We start from the raw sequence: 17,708 nt of genomic DNA on the forward strand, positions 1-17,708 counted from the left end.
TTGAAGCGGACGTGCTTGCAGATACGGATGCACTTGTCGACGCTGAGGTACTTGCGCTCACTGAAGCACTAGTTGAAGCTGAGGTACTTGCGCTTACGGACGCACTCGTCGACGCAGACGTGCTAGCGCTGACTGAAGCACTTGTTGAAGCGGACGTACTTGCAGATACAGTTGCACTTGTTGAGGCTGAGGTACTTGCAGATACCGACGCACTCGTCGATGCAGATGTACTTGCACTCACTGACGCACTTGTTGAAGCGGACGTGCTTGCTGATACCGACGCACTCGTCGATGCTGAGGTACTTGCGCTGACTGACGCACTCGTTGAAGCGGACGTACTTGCTGACACTGAGGCACTCGTTGACGCTGAAGTACTTGCGCTCACTGAAGCGCTGGTTGATGCAGATGTACTTGCACTTACGGACGCACTTGTAGATGCTGAGGTGCTTGCTGACACAGATGCACTTGTTGAAGCAGATGTACTTGCGCTCACAGACGCACTTGTTGACGCAGAGGTCTTAATTGACACAGAAGCACTCGTTGACGCAGAGGTCTTAATTGACACAGAAGCACTCGTTGACGCGGAACTGCTTGCTGAAGTTGAGGCACTAACAGAGGCTGACTTACTTTCCGCAATAGATTCGATTGTTGAGGTAGAGGCACTGACGGATGCGGAGGTGCTTGCAGATTTGGAAGTACTTCCTTCTCTTGTATCTACCAACTTACTGCCCTCAACAGTAGCCGTCCGACTATCTCTGAATGTTATAGTAGTCGTACCATTATTAGAAACGGAAATAGCAGTATTTAAATTGTTACCTGCAACGTCTTGTGGTCTTAAGTTTGGATTACTCTGCTTAATTGCTTCTCTGACCTGATTTTTTTCAGTTTCAGATAATTGATTTGGATTATTGACTAAAACAGTATTCTCAGGAAGGTTTGGTCTGTATCGAATAATTAACATAAACTGACCGTTAACTTCTCTTTTTTTAGCCGCAGCATTCATTTCTTGTTGCGTTACATTCACGTTACCCGCGGCATCTGTAGCAACGATATAACGCGTATAGTCGCCAATAGCTGTATCAACAGGAACATTTCCATAAATTCGAACCTTTAGTTGATTACCTTCTTGTTGAACTGAATGTTGAACCCAATTAGTAGCTCTATCATCGCCATTATTATATAGCCAACGATATCGTGTTCTGGATATATCAAAAGCATTCGAATTATCTGTAACAGTCGCATAATATTCGAATGACTCTCCTCTATAAACTGTAATTTCACTTGGAACATTAACAACAGGTCTCTCTGTATCAACAGCATTTGCTACGTCACGACGCGTTCTTCTACGCCCAGTCTGACTAGAGGATTCTGTAGACTGCTGGCTGCTTGTAGAGTTGCCGGTTTCTGATGCAGACGATGCAGAGGTCTGACTGGCAGAAACTGACTGAGAAGAACTGGTTGGCTGACTAGTACTAGCTCTGACTGAAGCTGATGCACTTGAAGACACTGAAAGAGACTCAGATACACTTAAGGAATCTGAGACTACTTGAGATGTGCTGGCACTGATAGAGGCAGAGCTAGACTGCGACATTGACTCTGAAGCTGAGATGCTGGCTGAGATAGATGCACTGACAGAAGCACTGGCACTGGCTGAGGATGTATCTGATACAGACTCTGACTCAGTATGTGAGCTTGCCGTTGCGGTCGCTGCTTCAGCAGCACTGCTTTCTTCTCCTAAAACTGTTTCACCACGTGTCGCTAAAACGTCTGTCGTGTCAATGACTTTTTCCAGAGCCTGCTCTTCTTCCGCATGGACAATTGTGTTTGTCACAACAGCTCCGCCCAGCACGGCTCCCGTGGCGACAATGCCCCTCAAAAAGTCTATGCCGCTCTTCTTATCGGAAACTTGTTCTTCCGTTACCTTGAGCTCGATCGATGAAAGGCCTCCCCCTCTCATTGATCTAAAAAGGCCGAACTGTGATGTCGCAGCACGCAGCCAATGCTTACCCGATTTAATCAGCTTAAAACGAGTCACACGCTCTACTTCGTGGTACTTACCTTTTTGACGTTTAAAAAACATAATTCTCCCTTTAATTTATATCCTTTTTAAAAATCCATTAATCCCATTTTACCACACTATTTGATAAAGTGAACAATAATTTACTTATTTTTTTGCTGAAATTGTTTTCAAGTATTCCCAAAAAATATTCATATTAAAGCAACTTTCATCTCCTTCAACAAATAAAAAAACGCCAAACAGCGTTTCTTGCATATGATGACGGAAGACATGGGATTCGAACCCACGCACGCTTTTACACGCCTACTGCGTTTCCAACACAGCCTCTTAAGCCTCTTGAGTAATCTTCCACAAAAGAGAAAGCCCAGCTTTCTCAAAACTTTAATCATTATACCACATTACAGCCCCAACCGCCATAGTTTCCGTTAAATTTTTTCACAAATTCGACCAAAGTCCAAACGTTCTGGTTCAAATCAAAGATTTCTGTCGTATCCATACGAAGCACATGCAGTTGATAAGGTTTGTCCGCATCTTCTATCTTTTCAGCAGATACGAGGCTATAGCCCAGCTCTTCTACTTCCTTTAGGAAGCCATCTCGGTCTTGCTCAGAGGCAAAATATGCCCAATGGTCAATCTCGCGCTCCTGACTATGGTCATCGCCGTCTTGCTCCAGCTGGTACCAGACCCGCTGATTGAGAATGGTCTGATACTCGTATTCATTAGGATAGAGAAAGTCAAAGTACTGATCCCACTCCTCATCTTCCAAGGTCGCTGAGTCGTAGCGGCGGTCTGGAAAGTCGCGCATCACGTTTGCAATCGGCTCCAGATGGCTCTTTTTGTCTTGCAGATAATAATAAAACTCAATATTTCCATCCGTCGTAATTACGCCAACATGAATGCCGCCGACCTGTCCCAAAGCCTCAGAAAGCCGATCTTCAATCACATTCAACTCCTTAAACTCTTCACTAGATGGAAAACCCGTCTCCCCATCGTACTGGAGGAGCGATATTTTGAGCCTCATAGCATAGGCATAGAGAGGATAGGGTGCCTCATCAGCAAGAGCTAGATTCAGACGGATACTAGCCAACTTGTCGTCAATATAGGTCGAGAAAGACCCCCACTCACTTGGAAAAGGATTCTCAGAAGGCACATCAAGCACTACTTCTTCTACCTTTTCTACTTTCTCTTCCTCTTGCTTCTTACCAAACAGATTCTTAAAAAAACTCATATCAAACTTCCCTTAATACTTATGAAATTGACCAACTAGAAATACCAATATTTCCTTTGTCATCACTAACATCATTGTATTACTTTTTCAAACAGAAATCAAGATTTCCTGAACATAGCAAAAGCAAAAAACGCTGATTTCTCAACGTTTTAGAAAGGCTTTAAAATAATGGAGCCGGTGGGAGTCGAACCCACGTCCAAACACCTGCTAACACATTTGTCTACAACCATAGGCTATGTATTGATTTAACTTAACTTTGACACATAGCTCAAGCCCAAGTCAAGCGAGTCTATCAATCTCTTGCAAAATCCCTAGACCAGATTTTGCCGTAGCTTGCTCATAATAAGACCTGTCATCAGACACAAGCAATCCGAATCGGGTCACGCTGGCTGGTTTTTAGGCAGCTAAAGCGTAAGAATTGTTATTTTTTGCAGTTATATTTAACTGGCGTTTTACATCCGCTAGATGGGTTGCAAAATGTGCCTCATAATGCCTGTCGAATCCGTAACGACCCCAAGACAATAGGAACATTATAACAGAATCTGCTAAAAAAAGCAAAAGCCTGCACGCAGCAGGCCATTACTTACTATTAGTTCTTAGCGAATCCCCAAAGCAATTCGAGCATAACGGCTCATCTTTTCCACCGTCCAAGCTGGGTACCAAACCAACTTAACATCCGTCTTGGTAACCTCGGGAACATCTGACATAGCATCATAGATCTGGTCAGTCAGAAGATCCGCCAGAGGGCATCCCATGGTTGTCAGGGTCATATCGATTTCCGTTTCCCCATTGGTCTCGTCAAAACGGATTTCATAGATTAAGCCTAGATTGACAATATCAATCCCCAGCTCTGGGTCAATGACCTGCTCCAAGCTCTCCAAAATACGCGTTTTAATCTTTTCAACCTCTTCAGGGCTGTATTTTTGTTCTGACATGCAATATCCTCCTTATAGATATAGCAGAAATTTCAAGTTAGCTCGAGAGAACTTTTGTTTTCAGCTAGGATTGCCGGCTTGAAGCTTTCCTGCTCTGCCCCTCGTTACGCTCTTCATTTCTTAATCTTCAATAAAGTCTCTGAGTGGTTTGCTGCGGCTTGGATGGCGAAGTTTACGCAGGGCTTTGGCTTCAATCTGGCGAATACGCTCGCGGGTGACATTGAAGACCTTGCCGACATCTTCCAGTGTCCGCATTTTTCCATCGTCTAAACCAAAGCGCAGTCGTAAGACATTTTCCTCGCGGTCTGTCAGCGTATCCAAGACCTCATCCAGCTGCTCACGAAGGACGACACGAGTTGTATAGTCGACTGGATTTTCAATCACTTCATCTTCGATAAAGTCGCCCAGATGACTGTCATCTTCTTCACCGATAGGTGTCTCCAAGGAAACTGGCTCTTGGGCAATCTTGAGAATCTCACGAACTTTGTCAGGTGTCATATCCATACGCTCAGCGATTTGCTCTGGTGTTGGGTCTTGACCTAATTCCTGCAAGAGATTGCGTTGCTCACGGACCAGCTTGTTAATAGTTTCCACCATGTGGACTGGGATCCGAATAGTCCGAGCTTGATCGGCAATCGCACGGGTGATAGCCTGACGAATCCACCAAGTCGCATAAGTTGAAAACTTAAATCCTTTGGTGTAGTCAAACTTATCAACGGCCTTCATCAGCCCCATGTTTCCTTCTTGAATCAAATCAAGGAACTGCATACCACGGCCGACATAGCGCTTGGCAATGGAAACAACCAGACGAAGATTGGCCTCAGCCAGACGCTGCTTGGCTTCCAAGTCTCCCTGTTCTACCAAGATAGCCAACTCCTGCTCTTCTTCATTGCTGAGAAGCGGCACAACCCCGATTTCTTTCAGATACATGCGGACTGGGTCATTGACCTTGGCTGAATTGCTACCTAAGAGCTCCTCATCCGTCAGCTCTGCTTCTTCCTCTTCGTTATTTAAGACGCGCGCGCTGGGATTTCCTTCTTTATCTGTAATTGAGATACCAGCATCCTGAATGCGCTGCAGCAAATCCTCAATCCCATCAGCGTCCAAAGTGAAAGGAATGACCAGTTGGTCATTGATTTCATCATCGGTCGCAACCCCTGTCTGCTTGTGGTTGCGGATAAATTCTGCAATTTGAACGTCTAATGTTGTTACTTCTTTTTGTTTTGTAGCCATTCCTACTCCATTCTTCTTTTTTGCTCAATCAAGCGCTCTAGCTCGGACAGGGCTGTATCCGTATCTCCGCTGTGAGAGGCTTCTCGAATCTTCTTACTAATATACTGATTATGCTTGCGCAAAATCTCCCGCTCTCTGGTTTCTTCCACTTCTTTCAACTCATCTTCCAAAACCTCATCAGGCAAGTCTTCTTCCAAGACGCGGTACCAAGCCTGCTGGACATGATCCGGCAGCTGGGACAAATCCTGCGGAGTCAGCTCGCCGTTTGCCAATAAAATCTCATACAAGGTCTGCAAGTCTTCCGAGTCAAAGGCAAAGTCTTCTCTCAGCCGATATTGGTTCAAAATCAAAGGATGATGCAGCATGCGGTGGAAGATATGATTTTCCGCCCTCATGAGACGAGTCAGCCGATTCGAAGGCGAAAACTGCATGACGACTGGCTGAGACTGCTGAGTGGGCACCTCCTGACTGCGACTAGAGCGCTCAGCCAGCCGGCTGTTATTCACCGTCTGTTCCACCTGCTGATAGTCAAAGTCCGGCAGCAACTCAGCCAGCATGTAAATATAGGAGTTCTGAGCTGTGATGGACTTGGTCTTCGCAATAATCGGCGCCATCTTCTCTACAAACTCAATCTGAGCCTGTAGATTTTCAATATTATCTGGTTTCAGATGATGCAGCAGAAACTCCACATTACTTATTCGCGTTTTGCTCAGCAAATGCTGCAAGTCTTCCTCAGAATTTTTAGCGAGAAACTCATCCGGATCCAAATTATCGGGAATCCGAACAATTTCCACCGTCATATCTCTCAGCTCATCCAAAGCCTTAGCAGTCGCTGCCTGCCCTGCCTTATCTCCATCGTAGGATAGGATGATCTTCTTACAGTACTTGCTCAGGTGCTGGACATGCTCGGGTGTCAGAGCCGTTCCCATGGAGGCCACAGCATTTTCAATCCCAGCCCGATAAGCCGCAATCACATCCATGAAGCCCTCCATCAGATAGACTTCATGACTCTTCTTAATAACCGGCTTGGCCTTATCCAGATGATAAAGCTCGTAGCTTTTATTGAAAATTGCCGTGCTGCGGGTATTCTTATACTTGGCCTGGTGACCATCTGAAGCCGAAGGCTGCCAAATCCGTCCGGAAAAGGCCACAACCTGACCGCTGTCATTGGTCAGTGGAAACATAATCCGGTTCTGAAAGGCATCATAAACCAGATTATTCTCCGCCAGATTGAAGAGACCCGAGTTCATAATGGTATTCTCATCAAATTTGCCAGACATACTCTTATGAAGATAATTGCCTTCATTTGGAGCCAGTCCGATTTGAAAATGCTTGAGAACATCATCTGTCAGACCTCGCTGGTAGAGATAAGTCCGCGCTTCCTCGCCCATCTTGGTCGTCATCAGGACCGCATGGTAAAACTTGGCTGCCTCAGTATGAATATCGTAGAGATCCTGATGCGGATGGCTTTGTCTCGGTCGGTCATTGCCCGCTGTCTCCACAGCCAGAGGAATCCCTGCCCGCTCTGCCACAATCTGCACAGCATCCATAAAGGAAACGCCTCGGTAATCCTCAATGAATTTGAAAACATCGCCCGACTTGCCGCAGCCAAAACAGTGATAAAACTGCTTGTCCTCTACAACGTTAAAAGAGGGCGTCTTTTCACCGTGAAAGGGACAGAGTCCCAGATAATTCCGCCCGGCCTTAGTCAAGGCCACTGTTTCTCCTATGACATCGACGATATTGACGCTGTTTTTAATGTCAGAAATGATTTCTTTATCAATCAAGAGACAATACCTCCAATTTATCATAGAATATCATTCTATATTTTATACTAAAATGATGCAAATGTAAAATATTTGACAAACAAATATCTTGAGGATGTCATATAAATAAGCTATAATATAATCTCATTAATAAATTCTTGAAAGGAAAGAAAGAATGTTAAAGGATCTTAAAGAATTCTTGCTGCGCGGGAACGTGATTGATTTGGCAGTCGGTGTAATCATCGCCAACGCTTTTGGAGCAATCGTCACTTCATTGATTACTGACGTAATCACTCCTCTCTTCCTCAACCCAATTTTGAAAGCTGCAAACTTGGAGCAAATTTCTCAATTGAAATGGAACGGGATTGCCTATGGTAACTTCATGAGCGCCGTGATTAACTTCTTGGTAATCGGTACTGTTCTTTTCTTCATCGTCAAGTCTGCTGAAAAAGCACAAAGCCTTGCTAAGAAGAAGGAAGAAGTTGAAGAAGCGCCGGCTGGACCAACTGAATTGGAAGTCCTGCAAGAAATCAAAGCTTTGTTGGCTGAGAAAAAATAAAGAGAATTCACTGATGAAAATCAGTGTTTTTTTCTTGCCTGTTGCTCATGATCATCCTCTTCTCTCCAAAGAGCCAAAACAAAAAACAGACCGGGGTCTGCTTTTTTGTTTAATTAGAATTTTTTACGTTTACGAGCTGCTTCTGATTTGCGTTTGCGTTTTACAGAAGGTTTTTCATAGAATTCACGTTTGCGTGTTTCTTGAAGAGTACCAGCTTTAGTAACCGCACGTTTGAAACGACGAAGTGCATCATCAAGTGATTCATTCTTGCGTACTACTGTTTTTGACATTTTTTTCACTCCCTTCAAGTCCAAAATCTATATAATCATACCACATATAGAAAAGAGTGTCAAGTATTTTCTGTAAGTATAATGTAGCTCCTTTTTATTATACAAAAACAAGAAAACCAACTGCTCTGCTGCAGCTGGTCTTCTTCTGCTTATAGAGTTTTGCGCTTTTTAGCGGCTTTGGAAAGGGAAATGTCCTGAACCTTATCGTAGAACAGGAACTGCTGAATAAGCTCCCTGTCGCTCATGTCAGGATTCAAGTCAACAACATAGTCCAGCTTGATAGACTTCTTTTCAGCCGACTTGAGAGAGGTCAGTTCTGCTGATTTACAAGTCGTTGCAAAGATAGCATCAAAGAGTACTTCGTAGTCAAAATCAGCTGGAACCTGAACCTGGACATAACGTCTGGTCGGACTGACTGAAGTAAAGCTCATCTTTTCAAAGAGCATCCAGATGCCTGAAATAGCTAGAGTAAAGACAATTCCCAGTGCTACAAATCCCATTCCTGTTGTAATCCCGATAGCCGTCGCCATAAAGATAGCTAAGAGCTCCTTGGAGCCACCTGCGGCCGACCGGAAGCGAATCAAACTGAAAGTCCCTGCTACGGCGACACTGGTACCCAAATTTCCATTAACCAAGAAGATGATAATGGAAATAATGGCTGGCAAAAGGGAGAGAGTGACGACAAATTCCTTGGTATAAATAGTCTGGCGCTTATAGACCTTGGCCAATATAATTCCTAAAACCACACTAGTTGCTAGTGAAAAAATCAATGCTAAAGGATTTATCTTGACCTCCGTAGAGGAGTAGATACTGTTAAATAACTGATTAAGCATAGACTACCTCCTTAGGCCTTGACTGTTTGAGTCAGCCTTTCTTTAGTTTTCAGGTAGGCTTTGCCGTATTTTGAGAAGGACTGGTCTTCAAGACCGTATTTGTTCAGAATATCAGCCAACCACTGAGGATATTGACCAGGAACCTTGATTTCCATAATCACCTTGTCGTCTTCCAGCAAGGGCAGTCCATAGCGGCCTAAAGCCAAGTCTACATCATAATCTCGGTAGCGGATGTTGGAATCAACTGTCACACGTACCTTTTTATCTTCCAAGCCTCTCATAGAGTAGCGGTCATAGCTAATCACCATTTTTGGCTTCAAATCTATATAGCGCTCCTGCAACTGCTCCACTTCTGCCTTGACCCGATTATCAGAAATAGTATGGTCTGCCACACCGTTCACAATATAGTTGGTCACAGAGAGAGGATTCGAAACCAAACGGTATTTGAAGCCTACTTCATCACGTTTCTTCTTGATTTCCAAGAAAACTTGACTATCATCATTCGGCTGCTCAGCATAAGTCCTCATCCGCATTTTTTCGCGACCGCCTTTTCTGGCAATGGAATCCTGAATCATCTGGAACTCATCATTATCAAAATACACATTAGAAATGGTTGATGTCGCATAATCATCTGCGGTTAGGTAAGGTCTCATATCAGCTTCAAGACGAGCTAACATTGCTCGATCAAGAATATACTTCGTTTCGATCCGTTGGAAGTTTGTTTGGATTTGCTTTTGTTTCATTTGAATTCTCCTTTGATTCTACAAATGTAGTTTGTGCTTTTAAAAGAAATAGAGCTTCCGCTCTGCATCCTACAAGCGTCTGGATAAGCTTTGCTTTCTTCTCCTTTCCAAGCAGTATATTTCAAAAACATTCTACAAATGTAGTTTATAAATATATTCTACAATTGTCGTTTATGAATGTCAAGAAAAAAGATAAATAATCTTTCAGTTTTTTTAGCATTAGGAAACGAAGTACAAACTGTAAGCAAAATCGTCCTAAAATAAAGATAAACTGATGACAAACTGCTCTTGGAGGATTACCAAATCCCCCTTTGAGAAGATAATAAAATTCTACCAGTCTAAGCTTTTAAGAAACTTAAACTGGCAGAATCCTTTATTTAATCGTCATCATGGTCATCATCATCGTCCGAATCATCAGTGTCTGTCGTATGAGAGGAACTGTTCTGAGACGGAGTTTGAACTGTTGCTGTACTAGCTCCAGTAGAGCCCGCTGCTCCCGTATTCCCTGAGCCTGCAGTAGAGCTGTTATCAGCTGGAGTTGATGCAGCTGACGAGGATGGGTTGACTTCTTTTTCGACCGTTACCGTCTTTTCGACAATAGTATGCTGCTTGGATTGGATCAGTTTTCCATCCTTAGCATTGACAATGGTTTCATGGGCTGTTTGCCCATGTGAGAAGCGAATTTTATAGGTGTCTTTCTCACGCGAAATTTGTAAATCTTTAATATCTGTTTCAGAAAGCGACAGCTCTTTTAAGACGGATGCTAGTGCCTGACGCTGACTGAGCCCTTGAGACTGTTTTTGTCCCGCCACAGGCTTGCTTTGTTGAGCTTCTGGGCTTTCTAAGGCAAAGACCGAGCTAGTCAAGAGCAAAAGGAGAGGGACTGTTACTACAAAGGCAGCAGACAGAAACCTCTTAGGCAGGCGGTTATCCATAATACCGACAATCCGCCGCTTAAGATTAAACTTGTCTGAGTAAAAGCAGGTCGTCAGAGCAATTGGAGTCTTCTTACTGCGGTCTATCATGGTCAAAATCGTTTCACCGTAGAAAGTCCGATACTCTGTATCTCTACTGCTCAGAACATCATAGTCACAGTACATTTCTCCTGCTTCCTGAGTTTCACGGCAGGCAAAGCGGACAACTGGGTTAAACCAGTGCAGACTCTTAGCAAAAATCCCCAAGAGATTAACTAAAACATCACGGTGCTTATAGTGGGTCAGCTCATGTTTAAAAATCAGCTGCAGCTCTTCTTCTGTGTAGTCCAACTCTGGCAGCACGATTAAAATATCTCTGAAACCTAGCAGCATGGGGCTTTGGGACATAGGATAGTGGAGCAGACGAATCCGGCCCTTAACTCCCATCTCCTGCTGAACAGCCCGCAGCTGAGCCATCGCTTCTTCGTCCTGAAACTCCGTGCCCCAGCGCTTCAGCATCTTTCTGAAGCGAATATAAGAATAAGCGTATCTTCCTATGCTAAAGACAAAGCCAATCAGCCAGATGGTAAAGAGAATTTCAAACCAAGGCAGGTTTAGAAAAGCCTCCCACAGATTTGTCTGGGCAGCCTTTTCAACAGTTTGAGAGGCGCCCTGCGTTCCACCTGTCTGGGTGGCAGTCACTGCTGTCTGAACTACCGATCCTGTATTCAGCCGAATCAGGCCTGAGCCAAATTGGGGACGGAACGGAAACAGAAAACTCAGCAATATCAAAAACCAAATAAAATACTTCACTCTGACCGAAATCTTAGTCTTAAAGGCCGTAAAAAGCAGACTAAGCAAAAGCACCAAAATGGATGTTGACAAACTGGACAGCAGAAAAGAAAGAAGGAACTGTTTCATGCTTATTCCTCCATCCTACTTTCCTTGGTTGAGCAAACTACGCAGCTCATCCAATTCATTTTCCGAAAAGGAGTTAGAAGAAAAGAGTGTTTTGACAAACCCGCCCATAGAACGGCCACTGTGACGCTTCAAGAAATCCGAAGCCTCAACTTCCAGATACTCATCTTCTGAGATCAAGGCTGTATACTGCCTTTCACGTCCCTTGCGGACACTGTCTAAAAAGCCCTTCTCCGTTAAGCGAGCCAAAACTGTCAGCAAAGTCTGAGGCTTCCAGTGATTGTCTGGTCCCAGCTTTTCCATGATACGGGCAGAGGTCGTCGGGGTAGGCAGCTGCCAAATTACCTTTAAAATAGTAAATTCCCCATCTGGCAAACGTTTAATAGATCTTTTCATCGTTCCCACGCGCTTTCTAAATAATGCTATTTCTATCTTTATTCTACACTTGTCTAACATAAAAGTCAATCATTATATAAAAAAGAGCGGGAAATCACTTCCTCACTCTATTTTAGAAAAATAAACTAAGCAGGGTCAGCATAGCCAGCCCTCCCTGCTTGAACAGGATTTTGGGGTCACTGGTCACTGCACCGTAAGCTGCCACCAAGATGATATAAACCATAAAAATTCCCAGCCAAAACGAACTAGGCTGTACAAAGGCCGCAATCAAGACCAAAACAGCTATCAATCCGTTATAAACTCCTTGGTTTTTGAAAAGAGTATTGACTGACTGCTGCTCCAACTCCTCTTGTGACACACCGAAAACACGAGCTGTCGCTGCAGAAGTTGTCGCGAAGGTCTCCAAGTACAGGATGTAGAAAAATTCCAAGGCAACCAAGCTTGCCAAAATCAGTGTAATAATAGACATTTTACCCTCCTAAAATAAATAACGAAACTTAGTATAACACAGACTGACTGGAACTGCGAAAATCTTGATCAAAAATGGACATTCTGTACAAAAAGTAAGGCTAAAAATACTGAAGAAAAAAAGCGTAGCAGAAATAAGCAATTTCTGACTAGATGTGATACAATCTTTTTTGAAAAATGGAGGTAAATTATGTTAACCTATGATTTAATTGTCATCGGCTTTGGGAAGGCCGGTAAAACATTGGCAGCCAAAATGGCGGCCCAAGGAAAAAAAGTTGCTTTGATTGAGCGAAGCAAGGCTATGTATGGGGGAACCTGTATTAATATCGCCTGCATCCCAACTAAGACCCTGCTTGTCGCAGCTGAAAAAGGCCTGGCTTTCGACCAAGTCATGGCTGAAAAGAACGCTGTAACCAGCCGTCTCAACGGGAAGAACTACGCAGCAATCAGTGGCGCTGGTGTTGACATCATCGATGCGGAAGCTCATTTCCTTTCCAATAAAGTCATCGAAATCACAGCTGGCGATGAAAAAGAGGAACTGACTGCTGAAACTATTGTCATCAATACCGGTGCTGTTTCCAATGTCTTGCCAATTCCAGGACTGACTGAAACTGAGCATGTCTATGACTCAACTGGCATCCAAAATCTGAAAGAACTTCCTAAACGCTTAGGAGTTCTGGGTGGCGGTAACATCGGCCTAGAATTTGCCGGACTCTACAACAAATTGGGCAGTCAGGTGACTGTGCTGGATGCTGCTCCTGTCTTTCTCCCTCGAGTAGAGCCTTCTATCGCTGCTCTAGCTAAGCAGTACATGGAAGAAGACGGAATCCAGCTCCTGCAAAATGTGCAAACCAAGCAGATTAAAAATGATGGTGCTGAAGTTGTCGTTGTGACAGAGGATAGAGAATTCCGCTTTGATGCCTTGCTCTATGCTACTGGCCGCAAGCCAAATGTTGAACCACTGAAGTTGGAAAATACTGACATTGAGCTGACAGAGCGCGGAGCTATCAAGGTCAACAAGCACTTGGAAACATCTGTACCTGGTGTATTTGCAGCGGGCGATGTCAATGGCGGTCTACAGTTCACTTATATCTCACTGGATGACTTCCGTATCCTTTATAGCTATCTGGCTGGTGACGGCAACTACACACTGGAAGACCGTAAGAACGTTCCTACCAGCATGTTCATCACACCGCCTTTAGCTCAAATCGGATTGACTGAAAAGGAAGCCCAAGAGCAAGGCCTACCGATTGCAGTTAAGGAGATTCCAGTCGCAGCAATGCCTCGTGGTCATGTCAATGCTGACTTGCGTGGTGCCTTCAAGGCCGTTGTCAACACTGAAACCAAGGAAATTGTCGGAGCAACAATCTTCTCAGCAGGGGCTCAGGAAATTATCAATATCCTGACTGTAGCCATGGATAATAAGATTCCTTATACCTACTTGAGCAAGCAAATCTTCACCCACCCAACGTTGGCGGAAAACCTCAATGATTTATTTGCTATCTAATTTTAAGCCCCAACAGGGGCTTTTAAGATGGCTTCAAAACATTTGCCTACATTTCAACCCCTTTTTGTGGTACAATAATGCTAGTTTATTTTAAAAAGATTGAGGAAAATTATGTCTGAACTGTATGATATTACGATTGTCGGCGGCGGTCCAGTTGGCCTATTCGCAGCTTTTTACGCCCATCTGCGCCAAGCCAAGGTTAAAATCATTGATTCCCTGCCTCAGCTGGGTGGTCAGCCAGCCATTCTCTATCCAGAGAAGAAGATTCTGGATGTGCCAGGCTTTACCAATTTAAGTGGTGAAGAGTTGACTCAGCGTTTGATTGAGCAGCTGGAAACTTTCCAGACTGAGATTTGCCTCAATGAAACGGTGCTGGATATCGTCAAAGCGGATGATGGCTTTACCATCACGACTTCTCAAGCCCAGCATCAGACCAAAACCATCATCATCGCCATGGGTGGCGGTGCTTTCAAACCAAGGGCTTTGGAGCTAGATGATGCTGAAAGCTACAGTAACCTCCACTATCACGTTTCAAACATCAGCCAGTACGCTGGCAAAAAGGTTGTTGTACTGGGTGGCGGTGACTCGGCTGTTGACTGGGCGCTAGCTTTTGAAAAAATCGCAGAAACTAGTCTGGTTCATCGTCGGGACAACTTCCGGGCTTTGGAGCATAGTGTGGAAGAACTCAAGGCTTCTAGTGTTGAGATTAAGACACCATTTGTACCTAGTCGATTGGTCGGCGAAAATGGCAAGATAACCCACTTGGAAATCAGCCAAGTCAAGGGAGAGGAAAGCCAGAACCTGCCTCTAGATCATCTCTTTGTCAACTACGGTTTTAAATCCTCTGTCGGCAATCTCAAAGATTGGGGCTTGGAGCTCAACCGTCACAAAATTTTGGTCAATAGCAAGCAAGAAACTTCCGTGCCAGGTATCTATGCAGCTGGTGACTGCTGCAGCTACGAGGGAAAGATTGACTTGATTGCGACTGGGCTAGGTGAGGCACCTACTGCTGTCAACAATGCCATTAACCATATCTATCCTGAGCAAAAAGTCCAACCCAAACATTCTACAAGCCTATAAAAAAAGCTGCCGAGCTTAAACTCGGCAGCTTTTATAATTCATCTGCGATTTTATTGATTTTTCTCAAGCGATGATTGACACCGCTCTTAGTTAGAGGTTGGCTCAAACTATCGGCTAACTGCTGGATGGAGTAGTCTGGATGCTGGATGCGAAGCTGGGCTACCTCCTGCAGGTCTACAGGTAAACTCTCAATGCCGATATTATCGCTGATTTTAGCAATATTGTTGATGGTTTTCATACTGGCTGTGACCGTTCGGGCGATGTTCGCTGTCTCCGCATTATTAGCGCGGTTGAGGTCATTGCGCGCTTCCCTCATGAGCTTAAGAGACTCAAACTCAGCCATGGCTTCCATAGCCCCGATGACAATGAGAAAATCCATGATATCCTCAGCCCGCTGCAGATAAGTGACAGCCCCTTTCTTACGCTCAATGGTCTTGGCATCCAGCAGAAAACGCCGCATCAAGGCAGCCAAATCCTCAGCATGATCCAGATAAACGGACAAGATTTCCAGCTGGTACTTGCCTGAGTCTGGCTCTCGCATGCTGCCATTTGAGAGAAAGGCTCCCCGGAGGTAGGCTCGGCTAGCTTCGTCATCTGACAAAATGGTCTGATCAATCCCGGCCTCGATACCAAAAAAGGAGTCAGCCAAGTGCAGGTCAGATAGGATTTCTTCCACTTTCTGATCCAGAAATACTGTGTATACACGGTTCTTGCGCAGATTAGTCTTCTGATGGTGGCGGATTTCTGACTTGACCTGATAAAGGTCCGACAGTAACTCATAGAGATGGCGGGCAATCTTGGCATTTTCTGTTGTGACAGACAGGGTCAAACCACTGCTGGCCAAGCCCAGACTGCCAGACATCTTGATCATGGCTGACAGCTCATTTTTATCTCTGCTTGCCAGACTCAGCAGTTCTTCTTTTACTTTTACTGTAAAGCTCATTTGCGCACCTGTATAATCTGCATCAATTCGTCAACGACCAACTCGCCATCATGGAAAGCTCCGCCATTTTCCAAACGCAGAAAATTCGAAGAAATAACGCGCGGAACCTGCTCTTGTAAGCCTTGAAAATCATGTTCCACCTGTACCAGATATTCGTCAAACTGATTACTGTCCATATACTCGTGAGGAACAGGTTCGATATTAACCAAGACTGTATCTACAAACTTCCTGCCTAGATGGCGGTGTAGGACTTGGACGTGGTCGCTGTCTGAAAAATGCTCTGTTTCGCCTCTCTGGGTCATGATATTGCAGACATAGGCCACTTCTGCCTTGGTATCCAAAAGAGCTTGGCCAATTTCCTCGATAACGAGATTAGGCAAGATAGAGGTAAATAGCGAACCTGGCCCCAGAACCACCATATCGCTTTCTAATATGCTCTCGACCACTTTTTTACTGGCAGCAGGCTTCTTGTCATCATAGGTATTGGTCACATAGACCCGCTCAATCATCCCGCTCTTGCTGGTCAGATTGCTTTCACCGACAACTTCCGTCCCATCTGCAAACACAGCATGCAGAGTTAAAGGAGTGTCGCTAGAAGGGTAAATTTTTCCTGTCGTATGGAAAAACTTGGTCAAAAGCTGCATGGCATTATAGGTTGAGCCCTGCATTTCGGAAATGCCGGCAATAATCAGATTGCCCAAAGGATGCCCCGCTAGAACGCCGTCTCCTTCCGCAAAGCGATACTGGAAGACCTTCTCATAAAACTTTGGCATGTCGGACATAGCTACCAGGACATTTCGCAGGTCACCCGGCGGAGTCAGCTGCTGGATGTTTTTTCTCAGCTCACCAGAACTGCCTCCATCATCTGCTACTGTGACAATGGCTGTAATTTCTACGTCCTTTTTACGTAGGCTGTCTAAAATAACTGAAATTCCTGTTCCACCGCCAATGACTGTAATTCGTGGCTTTCTCATGAGCGGTTCACCGTTTCTTTCCGACGGTTTTTGTCGCGGTGACTGGCATTGACCGGCCAATTTTTAGCCAAATCATCTGCTAAGCGCTGAGCAAAGGCTACACTGCGGTGCTGACCACCCGTACAGCCCACAGCAATAGTCAGAATAGACTTTCCTTCCTTCTGATAGCCCGGCAAGATCGGCTCAATCAAGCCTAGCAGGTTCTTGTAAAATTCTTCTGACTCGGCATGGTTCATGACATAGTCAAAGACATCCTTGTCCAAGCCAGTTTGATTGCGCAGTTCAGGTTTATAGTAGGGATTGGGCAGAAAGCGCACATCAAAGACCAAGTCTGCATCCAAAGGCAGACCGTATTTGAAACCAAAACTCATGACCTCAATGCGGAAACTATGCATGTCAGCCTGATTTGAAAATTGCTCAGAGATGGTCTTTCTGAGCTCCCGTGGTGTCAAATCTGTTGTGTCCACAACATTTTGGCTAAGATTTTTCAGAGGAGCTAAAAGTTCGCGCTCCAGTTTAATCCCATCTAAAATCCTTCCATCAGCTGCCAACGGATGGCTGCGACGCGTTTCCTTGTAACGAGCCACTAACTCCTTATCCGCCGCATCTAGGAAAAGAATCTTAAAATCAATATTCTCATTTTGCTCTAATTCATCCAAAACGTTCTGAATTTGCAAAAAGAAGGAACGGCTGCGCATATCGACAACCAGAGCCAATTTATCATTGTCAGTAGTCCCTTCGACCAGCTGCAAGAACTTCGGCACCAGAGTTGGCGGCATGTTATCAATGGTAAAATAACCTAAGTCTTCAAAAGACTGGATGGCTACGGTTTTCCCCGCCCCGCTCATTCCAGTCACAATGACAAGCTGAATTTTCTTCTCAGACATAATAATCCTTTCATCAG

At 44.6% G+C, this 17,708-nt stretch carries 17 protein-coding genes, 1 tRNA gene, 1 other RNA gene and 3 pseudogenes; 3 read left to right on the forward strand and 19 right to left on the reverse strand.

From position 1 onward, the window contains the following. The 10 genes and pseudogenes from RWX26_RS11200 to dnaG all read right to left on the reverse strand — a co-directional run. Positions 1-1,003 (reverse strand): annotated as a pseudogene (locus tag RWX26_RS11200) (accessory Sec-dependent LPXTG-anchored adhesin); the annotation flags it as partial. A gap of 18 nt (positions 1,004-1,021) precedes the next feature. Further along, a pseudogene (locus RWX26_RS11205) lies at positions 1,022-1,297 on the reverse strand (sialoglycan-binding domain-containing protein); the annotation flags it as partial. A gap of 26 nt (positions 1,298-1,323) precedes the next feature. Further along, positions 1,324-1,497: a hypothetical protein gene (locus RWX26_RS06245; protein WP_314580138.1), complete on the reverse strand. Its 174-nt coding sequence runs from the start codon at positions 1,495-1,497 to the stop codon at positions 1,324-1,326. 343 nt (positions 1,498-1,840) lie between these two features. After that, positions 1,841-2,080 (reverse strand): annotated as a pseudogene (locus RWX26_RS06250) (accessory Sec-dependent serine-rich glycoprotein adhesin); the annotation flags it as partial. Positions 2,081-2,279: 199 nt separating this feature from the next. After that, positions 2,280-2,367 (reverse strand) — tRNA-Ser (locus RWX26_RS06255). Between the two features lie 38 nt (positions 2,368-2,405). Beyond that, complete coding sequence (locus RWX26_RS06260; RefSeq protein ID WP_314580140.1) at positions 2,406-3,245, reverse strand: DUF695 domain-containing protein; 840 nt, start codon at positions 3,243-3,245, stop codon at positions 2,406-2,408. Positions 3,246-3,411: 166 nt separating this feature from the next. Continuing rightward, positions 3,412-3,760: a transfer-messenger RNA gene (gene ssrA, locus RWX26_RS06265) on the reverse strand. 81 nt (positions 3,761-3,841) lie between these two features. After that, positions 3,842-4,180, reverse strand: coding sequence for a metal-sulfur cluster assembly factor (locus tag RWX26_RS06270; protein ID WP_002897870.1), 339 nt, complete (start codon positions 4,178-4,180; stop codon positions 3,842-3,844). Positions 4,181-4,300: 120 nt separating this feature from the next. Continuing rightward, complete coding sequence (rpoD, locus tag RWX26_RS06275; protein WP_002897871.1) at positions 4,301-5,413, reverse strand: RNA polymerase sigma factor RpoD; 1,113 nt, start codon at positions 5,411-5,413, stop codon at positions 4,301-4,303. A gap of 2 nt (positions 5,414-5,415) precedes the next feature. Continuing rightward, the gene (gene dnaG / locus RWX26_RS06280) at positions 5,416-7,200 is read right to left on the reverse strand and encodes a DNA primase (RefSeq protein ID WP_314580142.1); all 1,785 of its coding nucleotides are present in this window, start codon (positions 7,198-7,200) and stop codon (positions 5,416-5,418) included. A gap of 154 nt (positions 7,201-7,354) precedes the next feature. Here dnaG and mscL point away from each other — a divergent pair, with 154 nt between their 5' ends. After that, positions 7,355-7,738 carry a large conductance mechanosensitive channel protein MscL gene (gene mscL, locus RWX26_RS06285; protein WP_314580144.1) on the forward strand — a complete coding sequence of 128 codons (384 nt, stop codon included), beginning with the start codon at positions 7,355-7,357 and terminating at the stop codon, positions 7,736-7,738. Positions 7,739-7,851: 113 nt separating this feature from the next. Here mscL and rpsU read toward each other — a convergent pair whose 3' ends face one another. The 6 genes from rpsU to RWX26_RS06315 form a co-directional block, all read right to left on the reverse strand. Continuing rightward, positions 7,852-8,028 carry a 30S ribosomal protein S21 gene (rpsU, locus tag RWX26_RS06290; RefSeq protein WP_000048054.1) on the reverse strand — a complete coding sequence of 59 codons (177 nt, stop codon included), beginning with the start codon at positions 8,026-8,028 and terminating at the stop codon, positions 7,852-7,854. Positions 8,029-8,177: 149 nt separating this feature from the next. Continuing rightward, positions 8,178-8,861 (reverse strand): DUF4956 domain-containing protein, encoded by a 684-nt coding sequence (locus RWX26_RS06295; protein WP_002904175.1) that lies wholly within the window; start codon positions 8,859-8,861, stop codon positions 8,178-8,180. A gap of 11 nt (positions 8,862-8,872) precedes the next feature. Next, a complete protein-coding gene (locus tag RWX26_RS06300; RefSeq protein WP_314580147.1) occupies positions 8,873-9,604 on the reverse strand; it encodes a polyphosphate polymerase domain-containing protein in 732 nt (243 codons plus the stop codon). 377 nt (positions 9,605-9,981) lie between these two features. Further along, positions 9,982-11,439: a M56 family metallopeptidase gene (locus RWX26_RS06305; RefSeq protein ID WP_314580149.1), complete on the reverse strand. Its 1,458-nt coding sequence runs from the start codon at positions 11,437-11,439 to the stop codon at positions 9,982-9,984. A 15-nt stretch (positions 11,440-11,454) separates the two neighbouring features. After that, the gene (locus RWX26_RS06310) at positions 11,455-11,832 is read right to left on the reverse strand and encodes a BlaI/MecI/CopY family transcriptional regulator (RefSeq protein WP_002910143.1); all 378 of its coding nucleotides are present in this window, start codon (positions 11,830-11,832) and stop codon (positions 11,455-11,457) included. 112 nt (positions 11,833-11,944) lie between these two features. After that, a complete protein-coding gene (locus RWX26_RS06315; RefSeq protein ID WP_314580151.1) occupies positions 11,945-12,301 on the reverse strand; it encodes a DUF1304 family protein in 357 nt (118 codons plus the stop codon). A gap of 189 nt (positions 12,302-12,490) precedes the next feature. Between RWX26_RS06315 and RWX26_RS06320 the strand changes: the two genes are divergently transcribed. After that, entirely contained in the window at positions 12,491-13,807 is a 1,317-nt protein-coding gene (locus RWX26_RS06320; RefSeq protein WP_314580153.1) for an FAD-containing oxidoreductase, read from the forward strand. Positions 13,808-13,918: 111 nt separating this feature from the next. Then, complete coding sequence (locus RWX26_RS06325) at positions 13,919-14,887, forward strand: NAD(P)/FAD-dependent oxidoreductase (protein WP_314580156.1); 969 nt, start codon at positions 13,919-13,921, stop codon at positions 14,885-14,887. A 31-nt stretch (positions 14,888-14,918) separates the two neighbouring features. Here the strand turns inward: RWX26_RS06325 and whiA are convergent, their stop codons facing one another. From whiA to rapZ, 3 genes are read right to left on the reverse strand one after another with little or no spacing between them, the layout of a single operon-like run. Beyond that, entirely contained in the window at positions 14,919-15,830 is a 912-nt protein-coding gene (gene whiA, locus RWX26_RS06330) for a DNA-binding protein WhiA (RefSeq protein WP_314580158.1), read from the reverse strand. Then, complete coding sequence (locus RWX26_RS06335) at positions 15,827-16,804, reverse strand: YvcK family protein (RefSeq protein WP_002895961.1); 978 nt, start codon at positions 16,802-16,804, stop codon at positions 15,827-15,829. Before RWX26_RS06335 ends, whiA begins: the two co-directional genes overlap by 4 nt. Then, positions 16,801-17,691 (reverse strand): RNase adapter RapZ, encoded by an 891-nt coding sequence (rapZ, locus tag RWX26_RS06340; protein ID WP_002921728.1) that lies wholly within the window; start codon positions 17,689-17,691, stop codon positions 16,801-16,803. Before rapZ ends, RWX26_RS06335 begins: the two co-directional genes overlap by 4 nt. Positions 17,692-17,708 lie beyond the last annotated feature (17 nt).

It is taken from the genome of uncultured Streptococcus sp., from assembly GCF_963536705.1.
In the GTDB taxonomy this organism is placed as follows: domain Bacteria; phylum Bacillota; class Bacilli; order Lactobacillales; family Streptococcaceae; genus Streptococcus.

Coding starts and splice junctions, on each gene's coding strand:
- RWX26_RS06315 (WP_314580151.1), bottom strand. CDS start 12,301: ATGTCTATTATTACACTGATTTTGGCAAGCTTGGTTGCCTTGGAATTT.
- RWX26_RS06335 (WP_002895961.1), bottom strand. CDS start 16,804: ATGAGAAAGCCACGAATTACAGTCATTGGCGGTGGAACAGGAATTTCA.
- RWX26_RS06300 (WP_314580147.1), bottom strand. CDS start 9,604: ATGAAACAAAAGCAAATCCAAACAAACTTCCAACGGATCGAAACGAAG.
- RWX26_RS06325 (WP_314580156.1), top strand. CDS start 13,919: ATGTCTGAACTGTATGATATTACGATTGTCGGCGGCGGTCCAGTTGGC.
- RWX26_RS06310 (WP_002910143.1), bottom strand. CDS start 11,832: ATGAAAAGATCTATTAAACGTTTGCCAGATGGGGAATTTACTATTTTA.
- RWX26_RS06270 (WP_002897870.1), bottom strand. CDS start 4,180: ATGTCAGAACAAAAATACAGCCCTGAAGAGGTTGAAAAGATTAAAACG.
- mscL (WP_314580144.1), top strand. CDS start 7,355: ATGTTAAAGGATCTTAAAGAATTCTTGCTGCGCGGGAACGTGATTGAT.
- RWX26_RS06320 (WP_314580153.1), top strand. CDS start 12,491: ATGTTAACCTATGATTTAATTGTCATCGGCTTTGGGAAGGCCGGTAAA.
- rapZ (WP_002921728.1), bottom strand. CDS start 17,691: ATGTCTGAGAAGAAAATTCAGCTTGTCATTGTGACTGGAATGAGCGGG.
- RWX26_RS06305 (WP_314580149.1), bottom strand. CDS start 11,439: ATGAAACAGTTCCTTCTTTCTTTTCTGCTGTCCAGTTTGTCAACATCC.
- whiA (WP_314580158.1), bottom strand. CDS start 15,830: ATGAGCTTTACAGTAAAAGTAAAAGAAGAACTGCTGAGTCTGGCAAGC.
- rpsU (WP_000048054.1), bottom strand. CDS start 8,028: ATGTCAAAAACAGTAGTACGCAAGAATGAATCACTTGATGATGCACTT.
- RWX26_RS06260 (WP_314580140.1), bottom strand. CDS start 3,245: ATGAGTTTTTTTAAGAATCTGTTTGGTAAGAAGCAAGAGGAAGAGAAA.
- rpoD (WP_002897871.1), bottom strand. CDS start 5,413: ATGGCTACAAAACAAAAAGAAGTAACAACATTAGACGTTCAAATTGCA.
- RWX26_RS06295 (WP_002904175.1), bottom strand. CDS start 8,861: ATGCTTAATCAGTTATTTAACAGTATCTACTCCTCTACGGAGGTCAAG.